The organism is Bacillus sp. 1NLA3E (genome assembly GCF_000242895.2).
Classification (GTDB): Bacteria; Bacillota; Bacilli; order Bacillales; family Cytobacillaceae; genus Bacillus_BU.
The window spans coordinates 2137059-2154156 of sequence record NC_021171.1; the positions used below are offsets into that span (position 1 = coordinate 2137059).

The following is a 17098-nucleotide window of genomic DNA, read 5'->3' on the forward strand; positions in this document are numbered from 1 at the left end:
GGGCAATTCTCGCGAAATTTTCGAATGAAGAAAGCACAGATCTCTTCCTACAGATAGAAAAAAGGCACAGCTAGCAATTTATCACTAGTCGTGCCTTTTTTCGCGCAAAACCTCCGATTGAACCCTTTAAGAACCGTCCCTGAACTCCTACACACTTCTCCGTTTGAGATATTCAAAGATTGGTATACCTAAAAGGGTTACGCCAACTCCGAAGATGGCCATTGTTGCACCGCTGATTAGTGTACTTGCTACAACATATAAGGCACCACCTATCCCGATGATTGGTGTAATAGGATATAAAGGAACACGGTACTTACTATTTTCCATTAAATCAGGTCTTTTCGTTCTCATAACGAAGATACCAGCCATACCAATAATTAAGAACAACCAAGTTACAAAAACGGATAAATTGGTTAAGGTATCGTAAGTTCCTGAGAAGATATATAGTATGGCTAGTATTGTGATAAACACGATAGAATTAATAGGTGTATTGCTACGTTTATCTACTTTGCCAAAGAAATTCTTGAAAGGAATCATATTTTCTTCAGCCATTGCATAAGGAATCCGGCCAGAAGACATTAGGAAACCGGATAAACAACCGATGATTGAAACTAGAATTCCAGCTGCAATTATTTTTTCCCCGATAGAACCGAATAATACAACTGCCGTATCGGAAGCGATTTTTTCAGAATTCATGATTCCTTCCATGCTCATAGTATTATAGATTCCGATGTTCACGCCGATATAGGCGATCGTGATAATCATGATTCCAAAGAAAATTGCTTTAGGATAATCTTTTCGAGGATTCTTTAACTCCCCTGAAAGATTGGAAACAGCAATCCAGCCTTCGTAGCCAAATAATACTCCAAGTAAAGCAGCGCTAAATCCAGAACCCATATTAATATTTGCGCTTGCTTCAGGCAGGAAAGGAGAGAAGGTATGCTGTTCTCCCATGATAATTCCTGCAATAATAATGGCGATGATTGGAAGTAATTTTCCGATTGTAAAGACTGAAGAGAATTTTGTAGCAAATTTGGTCGAAAGAATATTAATAAACATTATAAAGATCATGTAGAAAGCGGCCAATAATTTTTGCTGCATGGCAGTCATCGAAATAAAACTGGTAGTTTGGGTAGCCAAGATTACAGCTAATGCAGCTGATAACCCTGGATAATAAACTAAGACTTGAACCCATCCGAACAAGAACGCCCAACGGTCTCCGAATAATTCCTTCAAGTAAGCATACAATCCGCCTGTTTTCGGAATTGCTGATCCTATTTCAGCCATAGTAAGAGCTCCAGCTAAGGTTAAAACTCCACCAATCACCCAAACCAAAAGTGACATTCCGGGACCTGGCAATGCGTTCATTACCGCTGTTGGTTTATAAAAGATACCACTACCAATTACAATCCCTACAACTAATAAGGTAGCCTCAATCAGTCCAATAGATTTTTTTAATGTATTGTTATTTGATGTTTGATTAGTAGTCATCAAAATCAATCCTTATCATTAAATTTTTATTTCAATATTGTTTTCCTTGAGTGTGCTCACCACGAATTCACGATCTTTTCTCGTTTCTGACATTAAATATTCAATATCTGCCTCGGAAGCTGAAGTAGCGTTAACATGCTGCGCAGCTTTTCTGATATATGATTTTTTCATTTTATCTAAATCAGCATGACGTACTTTGATTCTAGACGGATGGTCAGGTAAAATAATGCTTTTCCCAGGGATATCTTCTTCAGAATCACCAAATTTAACTTCAATCCCATTTTGTTGAGCGAAGCTTAACTGGGGTTGAGGGGATTTTCCCGCGCCGGTGTATTCTGTTTCCTGGACCACGATAATTTTGTCTTTATCCAGTGTTTGTGCTAAAGCAAATGCAGCAGTTAAAGAAGTATTACCAGCTGGACCTCTTTCCATGCCTTCTAGTTGAGCTAAGGTTTCAGTTATATAAAATACTTCGCCTTGTTTTATTAACAGATAATCATCCATATACTTCAAAGGTCTTGCCGCACTTCTTGGTACATCTGAATGGTCTGGATCGGTAGCATAAGGCATACCAAAACCAGTATGACCAGTGGTAAAGGATTTTTTGTTAAAATCACGGTCAGATGCCATTGATAAACCGGCTAAATCTACGCTAGCACCATAGATTAGCGTATTTTCTGCCCCAGCCTTTCTCACACCCCGAGCCGTTCCGGTAAGATTACCGCCGCCTGCATTCGTAGCAATAATCACGTCAGGCTCTCGTCCAATCATTTCACGACATTGTTGAATAATTTCATAACCTAAAGTTTCAACACCAGCAATCCCATAATTGGAATATAAAGAAGCATTAAAATATCCCGTATCCTCCAAAATCCGTAAATAGGTGTAAAATAGTTCAGGTCCTACGGTTAATTGAACAACTTCAGCTCCATAAGATTCACATTTTCTTTGTTTTTCTAAAATTTCAGGCTGACCGATTTTTCTTGAGTCATAGCATTCTTGGACAATAATACAGGGCAGATTATGCATAGCTGCTTGAGAAGCAACGGCTGCTCCGTAATTTCCGCTTGTTGCAGCTGCAATCCCTTTATAGCCATGCTTTTTTGCAATATAAGTAGAAACAGAAGCTCTTCTGTCCTTAAAACTTCCGGAAGGGTTGCACTGTTCATCTTTTACAAAAATTCTTGCACCCTTACCTTCTGGCGAAATTTCCCTTGCTAATTCTGTTAGATTTTTTAATTCAATTAACGGAGTATTACCAACGCCAGTAGCTCTTTGAATTTCAATAATTTCTTCCAAACTGAAGCCGACATCATCCATTAACCCATCATAATCAAAAGCAATGCCACCAGATTCATATTTCTTGTAATCCATACCCAATGCTTGCTTCATAATGTCATTATCACGCGCCATTACCGCTTTATAACTGTTATCACGTTCCATCTTTTATTCTCCTTTCACAATTTTTCTGACTTGGATTCCCACTTGAAGAAGTTCAGGTACATAAGTTTCACCGAAGCCAAAGTTAAAGGCAGGATTTACTGCTACTAAAGTGCCTTCCTCAATCCGTCCCGTAATGGTTTTAATTGCAACTTGATCATTCATTTTGGCGTCTTTTTGTAAAAAGCCCTTAACCCAAAGCTCTAACGGAACTTGTTTCGTATCATCAGGTAATTTCCCGGTCCTTTCTTCTGGTTTTAATTCAATTTTGTAAATTTGCACATAGCTACCAGACTTGATCATTTCCTCCATTGATAATTCCTCCCTTTTTATTTATTCATTTATGTAAGATGCAAGAATCATGCCAACTTTAAAAAATGAAGCAAAAATGACTAGATTCCGAGGTGGAATTGAGGAATACCAAGGTTGGTAGCAAAGGGGAAGGGGCGACCCATTAAAAGGAAAATGTATAAAAAATAAAAAAATGAAATAAATTTCCTTCATTGAAAGAAATTTATTTCATTTTTACATCCATATTTTTTTGTCTTCATTCAAAAGTTTAATATTTAATACCAAATTCTTTAATTTTATTAAAAAGCTGACGTTTAGTGATATCCAAATGTTCGGCAGTTTTGAATAAATCAGAGTTGTAGGTTTCTAATACTAAAGTGATGTAATTTTTCTCTACTTCCTTCCGTAATTCCTTCAACGATTGACTTCCAGGCGATTTATCAATAGCAATGGCTGATTCAACCTCACTCATAAAGGTTTCCGGCAAGTCTTCACCTCTTAAAAGACCGTTATCGGATAAAATCACAAGTCGCTCAACTATATTTCTCAATTCTCTAATGTTACCAGGAAATTTATAATTTTTCAGAAATTGTTTAATAGAATCTTCTACGCCATTAATTGATTTTTGATACTTTTGTTGAAATTTATTAACAAAATAATCAAAGAAGGGAAGAATATCTTCATTACGAAAACGAAGTGGGGGAATTTCCACACTAATGGCATTAATTCTATAAAACAGGTCTTTACGGAAATCTCCTGTTTGGATTCCGGTGGCTAAATTTTTGTTTGTTGCAGTAATTAAACGAATGTCGACTGGAATTTCACCATTGCTTCCGACACGCTCAATCGTCCTTCCTTCTAATACTCTTAATAATTTAACTTGAATATCATTATTAATTTCCCCGATTTCATCTAGAAAAAGAGTACCTTTGTTGGCTTCTTCAAAGCGACCAATCCTTCTTTCACCAGCCCCGGTATATGCCCCTTTTTCATGGCCAAATAACTCTGATTCTAAGAGACTACTTGAAAGGGCTGCACAGTTAACTGGCACAAATGGATTTGTTTTTCGCTGACTGTAATCATGGATGTATTTGGCATAGACTTCTTTTCCTACACCCGATTCTCCTGTCAATAGGATGGATATATCTGTGCCTGATACTTTGTTTAAGATGGAAAGAACATTTTGCACTCCCGTGTTTCTTGTTGTTAATAGCGGCTGGTTAAAATCCATTTCGTTTATTTTAGGGACACTTTTAATAGTAGCCAATTTTGTAATCTCATCAACCAGTTCTTGAGGATCTGCTCCTTTTATAAAGTAACTGAAAGCTCCGTTCTTAATAGCCTCTACTGCATTGTTGATAGAACCGTAGCCCGTTACCATGATAAAATCTACGGGTATATTTAATGATTTAATTTTCTTTAATAATTCCATCCCGGTCATTTTATCCATAATTAAATCAGACAATACCAAATCAAAGTGTTTCTTCATTAATAATTCTAATGCTTCTTTTCCTGAAAATGCCGTTTCAATCTTATAGCCTTTTGAATGAAGTATTAAGGAAAGAACTTCTAAATATTCTTCCTCATCATCAACAATTAAGATTTTAAAGTTAGAGTATTTCATAAATAGATCCTTCCTTAATTATATTTTTATTTCAAAAGTGGTTCCTAGATTAGGTGTGGACTTAACAGTAATTCTCCCGCCAAGCTTTTGAACTTCATTATATGTGATATACAGACCCAAGCCAGTCCCTTGATTAGGCGGTTTGGTTGTAAAAAAAGGATTAAAGATTGAATCAATCACTTCTTCAGAAATCCCTATTCCTGTATCATGAACTTGAATACTCAAAAAGTATTCAGTCTGATTACAAGAGATAGTCAATTTCCCTCCTTGTTCCATGGCATCGATTGCATTAATAATCAAATTCATTAATATATGTTTGAGACTCTCTTTCTTGGTAACAATTGATAAATCACTTGGACAATCAATAAGGCACTCAATATTGTTTTTTTTCATCTTTTCTTCTTCTAAGTCCAGTAGTTCTTTAAGAAATCCCTTTAATGGGATTTTTTCGTCAACATCATTGGAAATTCGGGAGAAATTCAGTAAGTTATCAATGATTTTTTTTGCACGATCAACTGATTTTTCAATTGAAGAAATTGCTTTCTGATACTGACTATCGTTGAAATTTACTCCATTTTGATCTTTTATTAAATAAACATAGGAACGAATAATTCCTAAGGGATTGCGGATTTCATGAGCAACCCCTGCAGCTAATTCACCAATAGCTGCCATTTTATTTACCTGAAGCAATTGTTGTTCATTTAATCTTTGAAAAGTAGAGTCTTTCATGGAAATAATCACATTTTTCTTTTCCTCAAGACTGTATTTCATCGGGTAACAGGCAACATGGTAGATACGTTCAAGATACTCTAAATCCATTTCCGCCGAATTTCCTGTTTCTAAAACATCATCAAAAATTCCTTTTGTCGGTTTAAAAAAGCTAAACTCGTTCAATTCATAAAGAGTTTTACCCATTAATTGTTTTATGGGCAAATTGATAAATTTTAACAATAGATTATTTGCCCGAATTATTTTATATTTTTCGTCAACAATTAGCATCATTTCGGGAATACTTTCAAAAACATATTCCAAATCCATTTTACTCTGGTATAATTCCTCGCTCCGTTTGATGACGTCATGTTTTAAGCTTCTAATAATCGTATTTAAAGCACTTATGACTAAAAAAAATAAGGTGACAGAGACGGTCAGTATAAAGGAAGGGCGATGAAGTCCTTTTTTTGAACTGACGGGAGTGGTAATACCAGTCCATTTTTCTTGAATCTTTTTAACCGCATTTCCCTTTTCAACCTGCAAGATTCCTTTGTTTACAATATGAATCAATTCGGTGTTTTTTTTACTCGTTGCTAAAACAACATTTTCTTCATATAAGGCAAAGTCAGCCAGCAGCAGACTGTTGGAGTGTTGGAATAAGTCTAAATAATAAGCTAAGACTGGCTCATCTCCAACTAAAACATCAGCTTTACCGTTATAAACTGCTTCAATGCCTTCAGAAACGTTATGTACATAAACAAATTTTACATCCACTTGATTTTCTCTCAGGTAGTCCTCTGCATAATCTCCTTTAGAAAGTGTAACTCTTTTACCGTTCAAGTCACTTAATTGTTTGATTGGTTTTCCTGAATTTGGGTAGAGTAATGAGCCTTTTAGTTTATAAATTGGAATGGAAAAGATAAATTTCTCTGACCGCTCTTTACTGATAAAAAGGTCTGCTAGATCCGTTTCATTATTCTCTAGTTTTTGTAACGCCTCTGACCAAACATATGGGACGAATTTAATTTCTTCTCCCAACTGCAATGATAATGAGTTTAAGTAATCGATCACAACACCTTTAAATTGATACGTATCACTGTCAACAAAACGAAGGGGAGGTGAGCTCTCATCAGCCCCATATATAATAGGGCTATTTTCTTTGATCCATTCTTTTTCTTCATCGGTAAAGTCTTGGGAGTAATATAAATATTGAAACAAATTAATATTATAATCCTTTAGCAAAATAGAGTTTGCATATAACATTAGAAAAGTAATGGCAATAACAATATAAACAAGAAATTGTTTTTTCATCTTTTCGCCTGCCCTCGATGAGAATAATTCCGTTTGGATCCTATTTTATTGATAAACCTTTCACACATCATCATTATCTCTATTAATTATTTAATCAACAAGAGTTATTAAACTATTTTGCTTTTTGGACATATATGGGGGGTTCGAGATCAGTGAAAAAGTCTCATTAATAATCACAATAAATAAGGGACACCATTCAGTGTTCTAAAAAATATTAAAAGGGTTCAAAGCCCAGATATTACTGGATTTAACCACAAAAAAACCCCCGAAAATGGTATAAAAGGTACGACCAAATACCAACCATTAAGGGGGGGGCTGTATGCTTCGACTTGAGCCAAAGCAAACAAGTTTTCACTCCATATTATAGGATAAAATTCCAAAAAACCATATACTAAAGAAGATTTTAACAGAAGTGGATTTCAGCTTTATTAATGAATTACTGGAAAAACAGTTACGTAAACATTTTGGATGTCTGCAAAAGAACCAGAAATGATGTGCAAGCTACTTTTCCTACCAAATTCCGGACGCAACGTCTTGGAGAATCCTCACTCGATGATATCATCACAGAAATTGTAAGACAATGTGTAGAGAAATGGATCCTTGATGGGCAGAGTGTAAGTGTGGACGCAACCCATATAGAAGCAAACACAAAAAAGGAAACCCCCGAACGATTAATGAAACATTTAGCAAGAAAGATTATTAAAGCATTCGAAGAAGAAGCAGAGTAACCGGTAGAAAATGTACCTGAGGTACCAGACTATCAGGAAATTCCAGACCATCATGAAGCGAAAGCAGTTATGAAAAACTATTTAGAGTCCGTCTTGGATTAAGTAGAAAAGCAGGCCTCCGATAAAGAGCAAAAAACGGATGAAATCATTCAAAATGCAAGAGAAATACTTGAAGACCCTAAGCTCATCAATCAAAAAAGTATATGCTCTTTGAATGATGAAGGCCCAAGAGTCGGATGATATAGAAGAAATAAACGCGAGTGCTTACATACCGGTTAGTTCAGTTGTATTTCAGGCTTGATGAAAGTGAATATACCTACAACAAAGATTCCGATGAATGGCAGTGCAGTCAAGGGAATACAACCGTAAAGAAGAAGCGTTATCTAGTTTTTCACCGGTCTCGAACCGTCCCCTAGTGTCACGTCCTAATTTTGCGAATAAATATTAAGACAACAAATCTTTAATCCGAATTGTAATTCAAAATGATCAGAAAAAAACTTCAGGCCCTTTTAAATTTTAAGGGGCCTGAAGCCTTTTTACATTTGAAGATCATTTTCCGTTGTTTGGACCATTCTTTGTTTTCTTGATTTTTTGAAATACAACAATTCATAGATACAAGGAATGACGATTAAGGTCAAGAGTGTGGCGAGAGCAAGTCCTCCAATTACGACAATAGCTAAACTTTGTGAGACAAGGCTTCCTGTCTGTGTTTCTTTAAACAAGAGGGGAAGCATAGCGCAAATTGTTGCGACTGCCGTCATCAAGATTGGTCTCATTCTTGTAGCCGTTGCTTCAACGAGTGCTTCACGGATACTCATGTTTTCTTCGTTTCGTCTAACACGATCGAGCAGAACAATCGCATTTGTGACTACAATTCCAATTAGCATTAAAGCACCAAGAAGCGCAGTTATATCGACAGAAATCCTGCTGATAAGGATCCCTAAAATGGCCCCAATGGCAGCAAGTGGGAGGGAGCACAAAATGGCGATCGGCGCTTTTATTGATTTAAATGTGATGACCATTATTAAAAATACAATTCCAATTGATACAAGCATCGTTAGGAAAAGATCAGTAAAGTCATCAGTTTGCTGAGTACTGGCTCCACCTACTAGGACGTCAACATCTTTCGGAAGGTCCAAACCTTTATTATCTTTTTTATCACCGAAGATTTCCAAGTTAATCTTAGTTGAAATTTCTGACAGCTTAGCAGGATCTACTGTTGCTGTAACTTGCAGATACGTTTGGCCATCTTTATGGAATTGATTGGTTGAGCTCTCATTCTTTTGAATTGATGCTACTTCAGATAATGGCACCATACCACTTTCGGTCATAATCGGAATATTTTTCAAATCCTCAGGTGTTTCCGTATTAAGTAGTGGTTCTAAAACGACTTTTGTTTGTTTTTCATTAAGATTAATGGTTCCAAGCGGTGTTGTATTTAACATGACACCAAGCTGTTGAGCAATTTGCTCTGTATTTCCTTTAGTGGGATCAACGGTTAGAGAATAGACGGTTTTCTTTTCATCTTGATTAGTTGCTACCTTCTTAACACCATCAATATCTTTTACCTTTTCTTTAATGTTTTTCGCCACTTTTTCAAGATTACCAGTATTTTCTCCTATGACATCAATTGTCACATTTGTACCTGAACCGCCCATCATAAATGAAGCAGTGGCTACTTTTAATACTGCATCGGAATACAAATTCTTTTTCTTTTCTATTTCTTTCATTATTTTATCCGTGTCATTTTTATCTTTTAATAAAATACTGAAGGTTGCCTCAGTTGGAGAACTGATTTGGCCAAACTGAGCAAAATCAGCTGAAGAGCCTGCTTGGGAAAAAACATATTTTACTTCGTCCATTTGACGGACTGATTTTTCAAGTTCGATTGTTTTTTCCTTTACCGTTTCGATTGGTGTTTCATTTGGATAACTTAACGTGGCTACCACATAGTCAGCAGAAGAATTGTCAACTGCACCTTTTGGTATGACAAAATAAGCACCGATGGATCCGATAAAAAGCAATAAAGAAATAGAGAATACCAACCATTTATGGTTAAGAGACCAAGTGACTAGCTTTGGAAAACGCTCCGCAGGCTTATGGTCAGGAAGCTTAGTGTTTTTCAATAATCCCGAACTCATTAAAGGAACAACAGTTAATGCGACGAGGAGGGAAGCCAGCAAGGAATAAGTAACGGTAAGGGCAAATGGTAACAGGAATTCTTGAAGTCCTCCATTTAATAAGCTCATTGGTAAGAAAACGGCAACAGTTGATATGGTAGAGGCCGTTATCGCTGTACCCACTTGTTTCGTTGCATCAATGACCATTTTGGCAGAGAATTTTTCTGTTTGCATTCTGCGGTATATATTTTCAATGACGACGATACTGTCATCGACCAGACGCCCGACTGCTACAGCGACACCACCGAGTGTTAAAATATTTAAGGTCACTCCAGACAAGGATAACAGGAATAAGGTAATGCAAAGTGACAATGGAATGGAAACAATTGTTATAAAAGTTGTTCGGATGTTACGTAAAAAGATCATAATTACAATCGTTGCAAATAATGCACCAAGAAGGACCTCTTTCATCATCGTTTGTACTGAGGTCTTAACCATATCAGCAGAGGCAACGTAAATGGTTGATTCCTGATTATCATACTTTTTGTTAATATCCTTAGTGACTTTTTCGATTTCTTTACTAATCGTCACTGCATTTGAATGACTGTCCTTCGTAATGCTAATGCTCAAGGCTTCGTTTCCGTTAAAACGATTAATAAAATTGGACTGTTTTGCCCCTTCAATTGATGATATGTCCTCTAGAGTTACATTTGGTGCAACTGGTAAGCTTTTTAGTTTGTCAATGCTTGATAAGTCACCAATTACCTTAATATTACTTGTTTTTCCATCTATAATCTTTTCTCCGATGGCCACGGTGGTGTTTTGTCCTTGAAGAACGCCCATAACAGATTGAAGGGATACCTGTTTTTCTGCTAATTTGGCGTTATCGATTTTAACAGAAATGACTGTATCTGCAATTCCGTAAGTATCGACTCTGGCTACACCTTTAATGTCTTTGTATAGGGGTTCAATTTTGTTTTTTACAAACTCCATATTATTAGTTGTCAGCCCGTTTTCAAAAGTTACAGCGATATTTGATATTGGAATCATCGAGGTATTTAGTTGAGAAACAATTGGCTTTGATATGTATGATGGAAATGCCACATTGGATAATGCCTCTTGGACATCTTGTTTTGCTTGCTTCATATCAGAACCTGATTCAAAGAATAGGTCTACTTTTGAAAAGCCATCTCCAGTTGAGGAATAGAGTGATTTCTTACCTTTGACTCCAGTAACCGCTCTTTCTATTGGTGTCGTCACATCGGTTTCCATTGATTTGGAGTCTGTACCTTGACCCATCGTAATAATCGTTACTTGCGGATTATCGGCTGAAGGTAAGAACTCCATTGGTAATCGGAAGTAACTGACTACACCAATGACTAATATTAATATAGTCATTAATGATACTGCGGCTTTGTTTTTAAAAGCCCATTTGGTGAAAATTGACATTTAACATTCCCTCCCTGAAAACGAATAAGATCGTGAAAAAGCATATCATAAATAAAAGGGTAGCCATTAGTAAATTTTGGAAATTTAACAAAATTTACATCTCTGAAATATAGTGCCTGGTCCTTATCACCTCCGAACGAGCCGCTTTCACCTTAAAAGGCTAAAGAATAATAATTTTGTTTATTGAACTTTTTTCACGAACACCACTTTTATTTGTTGTCCTTCCTAAATATTACATATTTTTCTAGTTTTGTAGAGACCTAATTTCTTCTACGACTTAAGTCTTACTTAGAATTTGTTCTAATCCACTAAAAAATTTGGAGCGTTATAACCTGCAACTAGTGCGTCTCGTGCTGCTACTAAATCAAATCTAATGAAATCGAGCTTGCCACGGAGTGGATCATTATCACCACTTAGCAATATAGCTTGGTCAATGTAGGTTATGGCATGGTTAGTACTATCTAGTACTTTTGCTGCTCTATCGTTGGTTAGTTTTATAAGTATTTGGTTATCTTGGATTGGGGGAACTAAAGGGGTACTAGGATAGCTAGGGTCGATTGGATATTCAATATCGAAAAGTAAAGCTTTAATGTCAAGGTAAGCCTCCGTGAGACTATCAATTGTATCTTGGAAGTATATTTCTTTAATTGGATTGGGTGGTAAAGGGAATGAGGACAATTTTTGGAAAAGGCCTAAGGCACTCTTGGAAAATCGTATTGCTTGTACCGTGTGAGCCAAGACTACTCTTACATTTGATATTAAGTAAGAAGACATTTGTTCACTCCTTGATGAAGAATTTCTTATAGTATATGTAATCAAAACAAGTTCGTAAGGGGCACTTAGGTAGTTTTCTTAAAGAAGGTTCATTAAAAAATGGAACCTGAAAATTAAAAGAGATAGCAGCATGGCTATCCCTCTTCACTAAATTCTTTGACGTTTAATTTCTCTTTTTCTACAATATCCTTTACAACATCCTCAATGGTTACATTCCCCAAAGACTTTTCTAGTGCTAGTTGAGCAATTGAAAGGAGTGGAACAATTGTATCTTGAATGTTCCGGCCCACAGGACAAGCTGGATTTGGTTTATCATGGACGCTAAACAACTCTTGCTCGTGGACAACATCAACCGCTTTATATACGTCAAGTAATGTAATTTCAGATAAATCTTTCGCTAGTTGTGCTCCTGCAATGCCAGGACGGACGTTTACTAACCCTGCATTTTTAAGCATCCCCATTATTTTCCTAATAACCGCTGGATTTGTGTTTACACTTCCAGCTATATACTCTGATGAGTTTACTCCGCCTTTATTGATCTCAATCAGAGATAGTATATGAATACCTACGGCAAACCGGCTACTGATGGACATTTTAAATCACCTTCCTTATTCCTGCCGAAAATTTCCTTCATGTAATGACCCTGTAATTAATTTGATTACCAGTTACGAGTTTATTATACCTTAAAAATACCGAATGAAATAAAAAAATATTTCGAGTAATGTGTTGACAAACACGTTACATGTAATTATTATTATTACAGGTAATAAAATAGATTACAACTAAAATCATAACAATTAATTTGGAGGAATAGAAAAATGAAAATTGCCATCATTGGTGCAAGCGGAAAAGCAGGTAGCCTTATTCTTAAAGAAGCTGTTGGAAGAGGACATGAAGTTACAGCCATTGTTAGAGATGCAAACAAAATTCAAGGTCAAAACGTTGCAGTCTTGGAAAAAGACATTTTTGCTTTAAAAGCAGAAGATATCAATACTTTTGATGCGGTCGTAAATGCATTTAATGCTGCCCCAGGACAAGAGCATCAGCACATTGAAGCTGGCAAGGTCTTAATTGAAGCACTTAAAGGTGCTCCCCAGACAAAATTGGTTGTTGTAGGAGGAGCTGGAAGCCTTTTTGTAGATGAAGAAAAAACACTTCGCGTATTAGAAACCCCAGACTTTCCTGAAGCCTATTTTCCAACTGCGTCAAACATGGGCAAAAATCTTGAAGAGCTTCAAAGCACAAGTGGAATTTTATGGACATACATCAGCCCTGCAGGTTTTTTCAATCCAGGCGGGCTGCGGACTGGTTCTTACAAAAAAGGAAAAGACCAACTGATCCTAAATGCAAAAGGCGAAAGCTATATCAGCTATGCCGATTATGCGATTGCTGTTCTTGATGAGATTGAAACCCCACAGCATGTAAACGAACGTTTTTCGGTTGTTGCCGAAGCGGAATAGAGAATTCATAAGCAAGCGACAGTTCTTGCGCTTCCAAAAGGAACCGTCCCTATACTTCTAAAGGTGATTAGTAAGCTAATGTTATGGGAATTATATATAAGTAATTTTTAAAAAACGGAGGTAATGTCATGAAACATCTTATAGTATTTTCACATCCACACGCTGGGAGCTTTAATCATGCCATTCTAGAAACAACTGTGAATGCATTAAAGAGCAAAGGCCATCAAGTTACAGTACGAGATTTATACGAAATAAATTTTCAACCTGTTCTTAAGGCAGAGGACACTGCTGCAATGAGAGACGGACAAGTGCCTGAGGACATTAAGAAGGAACAAGAATATATTGCTGAAGCTGATGTAATTACCTTTATTTATCCTATTTGGTGGACTGGTCTTCCTGCTATTATTAAAGGATATGTTGATCGTGTTTTTTCATACGGATTTGCTTATGCTTCTGGTGAAGAAGGCATTATTAAACTCCTAAAAGGTAAAAAAGGTCTTATTATCAATACACACGGGACGCCCAAAGAAATTTATGATCAGATCGGTATGACTGCAGGACTAAAGGTTACGTCTGATACTGGAATCTTTAATTTTACGGGAATTGAACCGGTAGAACATTTGTTGTTTGGTAGTGTTCCATACGTAGATGATGCAGCTCGTAAGGATATGTTAAAGACTGTAGAAAATACGATTCATTCACATTTTGCCTAATTATTAGAAAAATAATAAATAAATTGTGCTTACCTCAATTTCTTCAATGTTGACCTTACCGTAGGTATAAAAGTGCATAAAAACAGAGCGATTCGGTGTGAATTGCTCTGTTTTTTTATACAATGGTAAAGGTTCACTATTCTTTCCTACTTAAAATCAAGCCAATTCAAAAACGAAACTCCCTATAAAATGTCCAGTTTAAAGTACTTGGTCACAACGGTATTTAATTTTCAAAAATGATAGATTTTGTGAAAATACAAATGCTTTATCACCATTGTTGTATAATAAAGTATATTTTAAATAATTGGAGCGATTAGTGAAGGTAGGAAATTTTAATTTGACCATAAAGGCTGTAGAACAAGAGAACAAGTATTTTTAATGCTGACAACAAAGGGAGAGTAAACATGATAAATTTAGTTCCATTTATGCTCGAAAAAGTAGGAATCATTGTAATTGTTGCTTATTTACTTTCCCAAATGAAATCATTTCAACAAGTTGTTCAAAGAGAGCACAAAACAAATGAGAAAATTTTCCTCATTTTACTTTTTGGTCTTTTCGGGTTGATTAGTAATTATACCGGAATAGAAGTCTCTGATCATACCATTAGCCAAGCCGAGTGGCATAATGAAATTGATTCCGGGAGTGCATTAGCAAACACAAGAGTAATGGGGGTCGTCATTGGAGGGTTACTTGGGGGGCCAATGGTTGGGATCGGTGCCGGGCTAATTGCAGGTATCCACCGTTATACTCTCGGAGGATTTACCGCTTTTTCTTGTGCCATTTCAACCATCATTGCCGGAATAATTGCTGGTTACTTAGGGAGGAAAAGAAAACAACAGGGGAAAAGAATTACGTCTACATATGCTGTTACGGTAGGAATCGTTTTGGAAGCCATTCAGATGCTGATCATTCTCGTGACAGCTAAACCGTTTGAACAAGCATGGAGTTTAGTTCAGTTGATTGGGTTTCCAATGATTGCTGTCAATGGGCTTGGAACATTGATATTCATGTTTATTATTCAATCAATCATGCGTGATGAAGAACGCACTCGTGCAAATTCAACCAACCTAGCTTTTAGAATTGCTGACCAAACGCTACCGTACTTCCGCCAAGGGTTAAACATTTATTCATGTAATGCCATTTCAAAAATAATGTTGAGGCTGACAGATGCAGATGCTGTTGCTGTAACGGATGATCATCAGGTTCTCGCACATGTTGGCGCAGGAAGCGATCACCATATACCTAAGGGTAAACCCGTGACTGGATTGACCATAAGTGCACTTGAAAGCGGAAAAATATCGGTGGCTACAACGAAGGAAGAGATATTCTGTATGCACAGTCATTGTCCATTACAGGGGGCGATTGTTCTGCCACTAAAGGTAAAGGACAAAATTGTTGGTACATTGAAAATGTACTACACTCAGCAAGGTAAGCTTAATAAGGTTCAGCGCGAATTAGCAGAGGGTCTGGCAAATCTATTTTCTGCACAATTAGAGCTTGCCGAGGCAGAACGGCAGACCAAGCTATTAAAGGAAGCAGAAATCATGGCTTTGCAAGCACAGATTCATCCCCACTTTTTATTTAATAGTATTAACACTATATCAGCACTGTGCCGGACAGATTCTGATAAGGCTCGTAAACTACTAATCGAGCTGAGTTCTTTTATTCGTGGCAATCTTCAAGGAGCTAGACAGATGCTGATCCCTTTGGAGAAAGAATTAGAAAATGTTAAAGCTTATTTATCCTTGGAACAAACTCGATTTCCAAACAAATTCATTATTGATTTTTTAATTGAACCAGGTCTTGAAAAGGTCCTAATCCCACCCTTTACCCTTCAGCCTTTAGTTGAAAATTCAATTCATTATGGTTTCCCTGGAAGTAAATCAAAAGGGAAAATTACCATTCGGATTTTTTTGAAAGACGATCAAATATCCATCATTATTGCAGATAATGGTAAGGGAATTCCTGAAGACAAAATTGAAGTGCTTGGTAAACAAGTTGTGACTTCCCAAAAAGGAAATGGCATGGCTGTATTTAATATAAATGAGCGGCTTAAAGGAATTTACAATGGTCATGCAAGTTTTACGATTAAAAGTGAAGTGAATCTTGGAACAAGCATGACCATTTCCATTCCATTCGACAATAAAGGAGGGGTGATAAAAAATGCTGAGAGCCTATATTGTGGATGATGAACCTTTAGCAAGAGATGAATTAAAATATTTACTCATTAGAAGTAAACAGGTAGAAATTATTGGAGAGAGTGATTGTATCGAAGAAGCTGTGTTAGGTATTTCAGAGCATCAACCTGATCTTGTTTTTTTGGATATAGAACTAGGTGATGACAGTGGTTTGAGTTTAGCAAAGCAAATAGAATCCCTTAACCCCGCTCCAGCGATCGTATTTGCAACAGCCTATGATGAATATGCCCTCCAGGCTTTTCAATTAAATGCTGTCGATTATATTCAAAAACCTTTTGACGAAGATCGTATTCAAAAAACTTTAACAAAAATTAGGAAAATCCAACACATTGGCAATCAGGATGTTCCCATCCGATCCTCTATGAAAACGGAGTATAATGGGAAAATGGCGATCCTTGTTGATGAAAGAATAATTTTATTATCCCATCCTGACATTGTTTATTTAGAATCGTGTGAGGGTAAGTGTACGATTAAAACAATGGATCATGAGTTTAAAGTGAACGAAACACTCGTCGTATTGGAGAAAAAGTTAACAATGGATCAATTCCTTCGAGTACACCGGAGTTTCGTTGTGAATATGGATCATATCGCAGAAATTGAACCTTGGTTCAACTCTACATATAACCTTCACATGAAGGATGGATCCAAAGTACCAGTTAGCAGAACTTATGTGAAAGAATTAAAGCAGTATATAGGGTTATAGATAGATAATTCAATTTTTATTTTATTTTAATATCATATTAGACTTCTGCTTTTGATAGATGTTCTTTATTCGTCGATGGTGTATT

Annotated in this window: 12 protein-coding genes and 1 pseudogene; 5 read left to right on the forward strand and 8 right to left on the reverse strand. The window is 36.4% G+C overall.

Annotation, left to right across the window (positions count from 1 at the left end; translation table 11 throughout):
* Positions 1-147: 147 nt before the first annotated feature.
* The 5 genes from B1NLA3E_RS10240 to B1NLA3E_RS10260 all read right to left on the reverse strand — a co-directional run bounded on the left by B1NLA3E_RS10240 (position 148) and on the right by B1NLA3E_RS10260 (position 6868).
* Positions 148-1491 (reverse strand): APC family permease, encoded by a 1344-nt coding sequence (locus B1NLA3E_RS10240; RefSeq protein ID WP_015593768.1) that lies wholly within the window; start codon positions 1489-1491, stop codon positions 148-150.
* 18 nt (positions 1492-1509) lie between these two features.
* Complete coding sequence (ortB, locus tag B1NLA3E_RS10245) at positions 1510-2934, reverse strand: 2-amino-4-oxopentanoate thiolase subunit OrtB (protein ID WP_015593769.1); 1425 nt, start codon at positions 2932-2934, stop codon at positions 1510-1512.
* A 3-nt stretch (positions 2935-2937) separates the two neighbouring features.
* Positions 2938-3243, reverse strand: coding sequence for a 2-amino-4-oxopentanoate thiolase subunit OrtA (gene ortA, locus B1NLA3E_RS10250; protein WP_015593770.1), 306 nt, complete (start codon positions 3241-3243; stop codon positions 2938-2940).
* A 247-nt stretch (positions 3244-3490) separates the two neighbouring features.
* A complete protein-coding gene (locus B1NLA3E_RS10255) occupies positions 3491-4846 on the reverse strand; it encodes a sigma-54-dependent transcriptional regulator (protein ID WP_015593771.1) in 1356 nt (451 codons plus the stop codon).
* 18 nt (positions 4847-4864) lie between these two features.
* A complete protein-coding gene (locus B1NLA3E_RS10260) occupies positions 4865-6868 on the reverse strand; it encodes an ATP-binding protein (RefSeq protein WP_015593772.1) in 2004 nt (667 codons plus the stop codon).
* 373 nt (positions 6869-7241) lie between these two features.
* On the opposite strand from B1NLA3E_RS10260, the pseudogene B1NLA3E_RS25620 reads away from it, so the two are divergent.
* A pseudogene (locus B1NLA3E_RS25620) lies at positions 7242-8000 on the forward strand (IS5/IS1182 family transposase); the annotation flags it as partial.
* 132 nt (positions 8001-8132) lie between these two features.
* On the opposite strand, the gene B1NLA3E_RS10270 reads toward B1NLA3E_RS25620, so the two are convergent.
* From B1NLA3E_RS10270 to B1NLA3E_RS10280, 3 genes are all read right to left on the reverse strand, one after another.
* A complete protein-coding gene (locus B1NLA3E_RS10270; RefSeq protein WP_015593774.1) occupies positions 8133-11165 on the reverse strand; it encodes an efflux RND transporter permease subunit in 3033 nt (1010 codons plus the stop codon).
* A 300-nt stretch (positions 11166-11465) separates the two neighbouring features.
* Complete coding sequence (locus B1NLA3E_RS10275) at positions 11466-11939, reverse strand: hypothetical protein (protein WP_015593775.1); 474 nt, start codon at positions 11937-11939, stop codon at positions 11466-11468.
* 134 nt (positions 11940-12073) lie between these two features.
* On the reverse strand, positions 12074-12532 hold the full coding sequence (locus B1NLA3E_RS10280) for an Rrf2 family transcriptional regulator (RefSeq protein WP_015593776.1): 459 nt from the start codon (positions 12530-12532) through the stop codon (positions 12074-12076).
* Positions 12533-12757: 225 nt separating this feature from the next.
* Between B1NLA3E_RS10280 and B1NLA3E_RS10285 the strand changes: the two genes are divergently transcribed.
* The 4 genes from B1NLA3E_RS10285 (at position 12758) to B1NLA3E_RS10300 (ending at position 17013) form a co-directional block, all read left to right on the forward strand.
* Entirely contained in the window at positions 12758-13399 is a 642-nt protein-coding gene (locus B1NLA3E_RS10285) for an NAD(P)-dependent oxidoreductase (RefSeq protein ID WP_015593777.1), read from the forward strand.
* Between the two features lie 128 nt (positions 13400-13527).
* The gene (locus B1NLA3E_RS10290) at positions 13528-14112 is read left to right on the forward strand and encodes an NAD(P)H-dependent oxidoreductase (RefSeq protein ID WP_015593778.1); all 585 of its coding nucleotides are present in this window, start codon (positions 13528-13530) and stop codon (positions 14110-14112) included.
* Between the two features lie 404 nt (positions 14113-14516).
* On the forward strand, positions 14517-16301 hold the full coding sequence (locus B1NLA3E_RS10295) for a sensor histidine kinase (RefSeq protein ID WP_015593779.1): 1785 nt from the start codon (positions 14517-14519) through the stop codon (positions 16299-16301).
* Complete coding sequence (locus B1NLA3E_RS10300; RefSeq protein WP_015593780.1) at positions 16276-17013, forward strand: LytR/AlgR family response regulator transcription factor; 738 nt, start codon at positions 16276-16278, stop codon at positions 17011-17013. Before B1NLA3E_RS10295 ends, B1NLA3E_RS10300 begins: the two co-directional genes overlap by 26 nt.
* Positions 17014-17098: the final 85 nt, after the last annotated feature.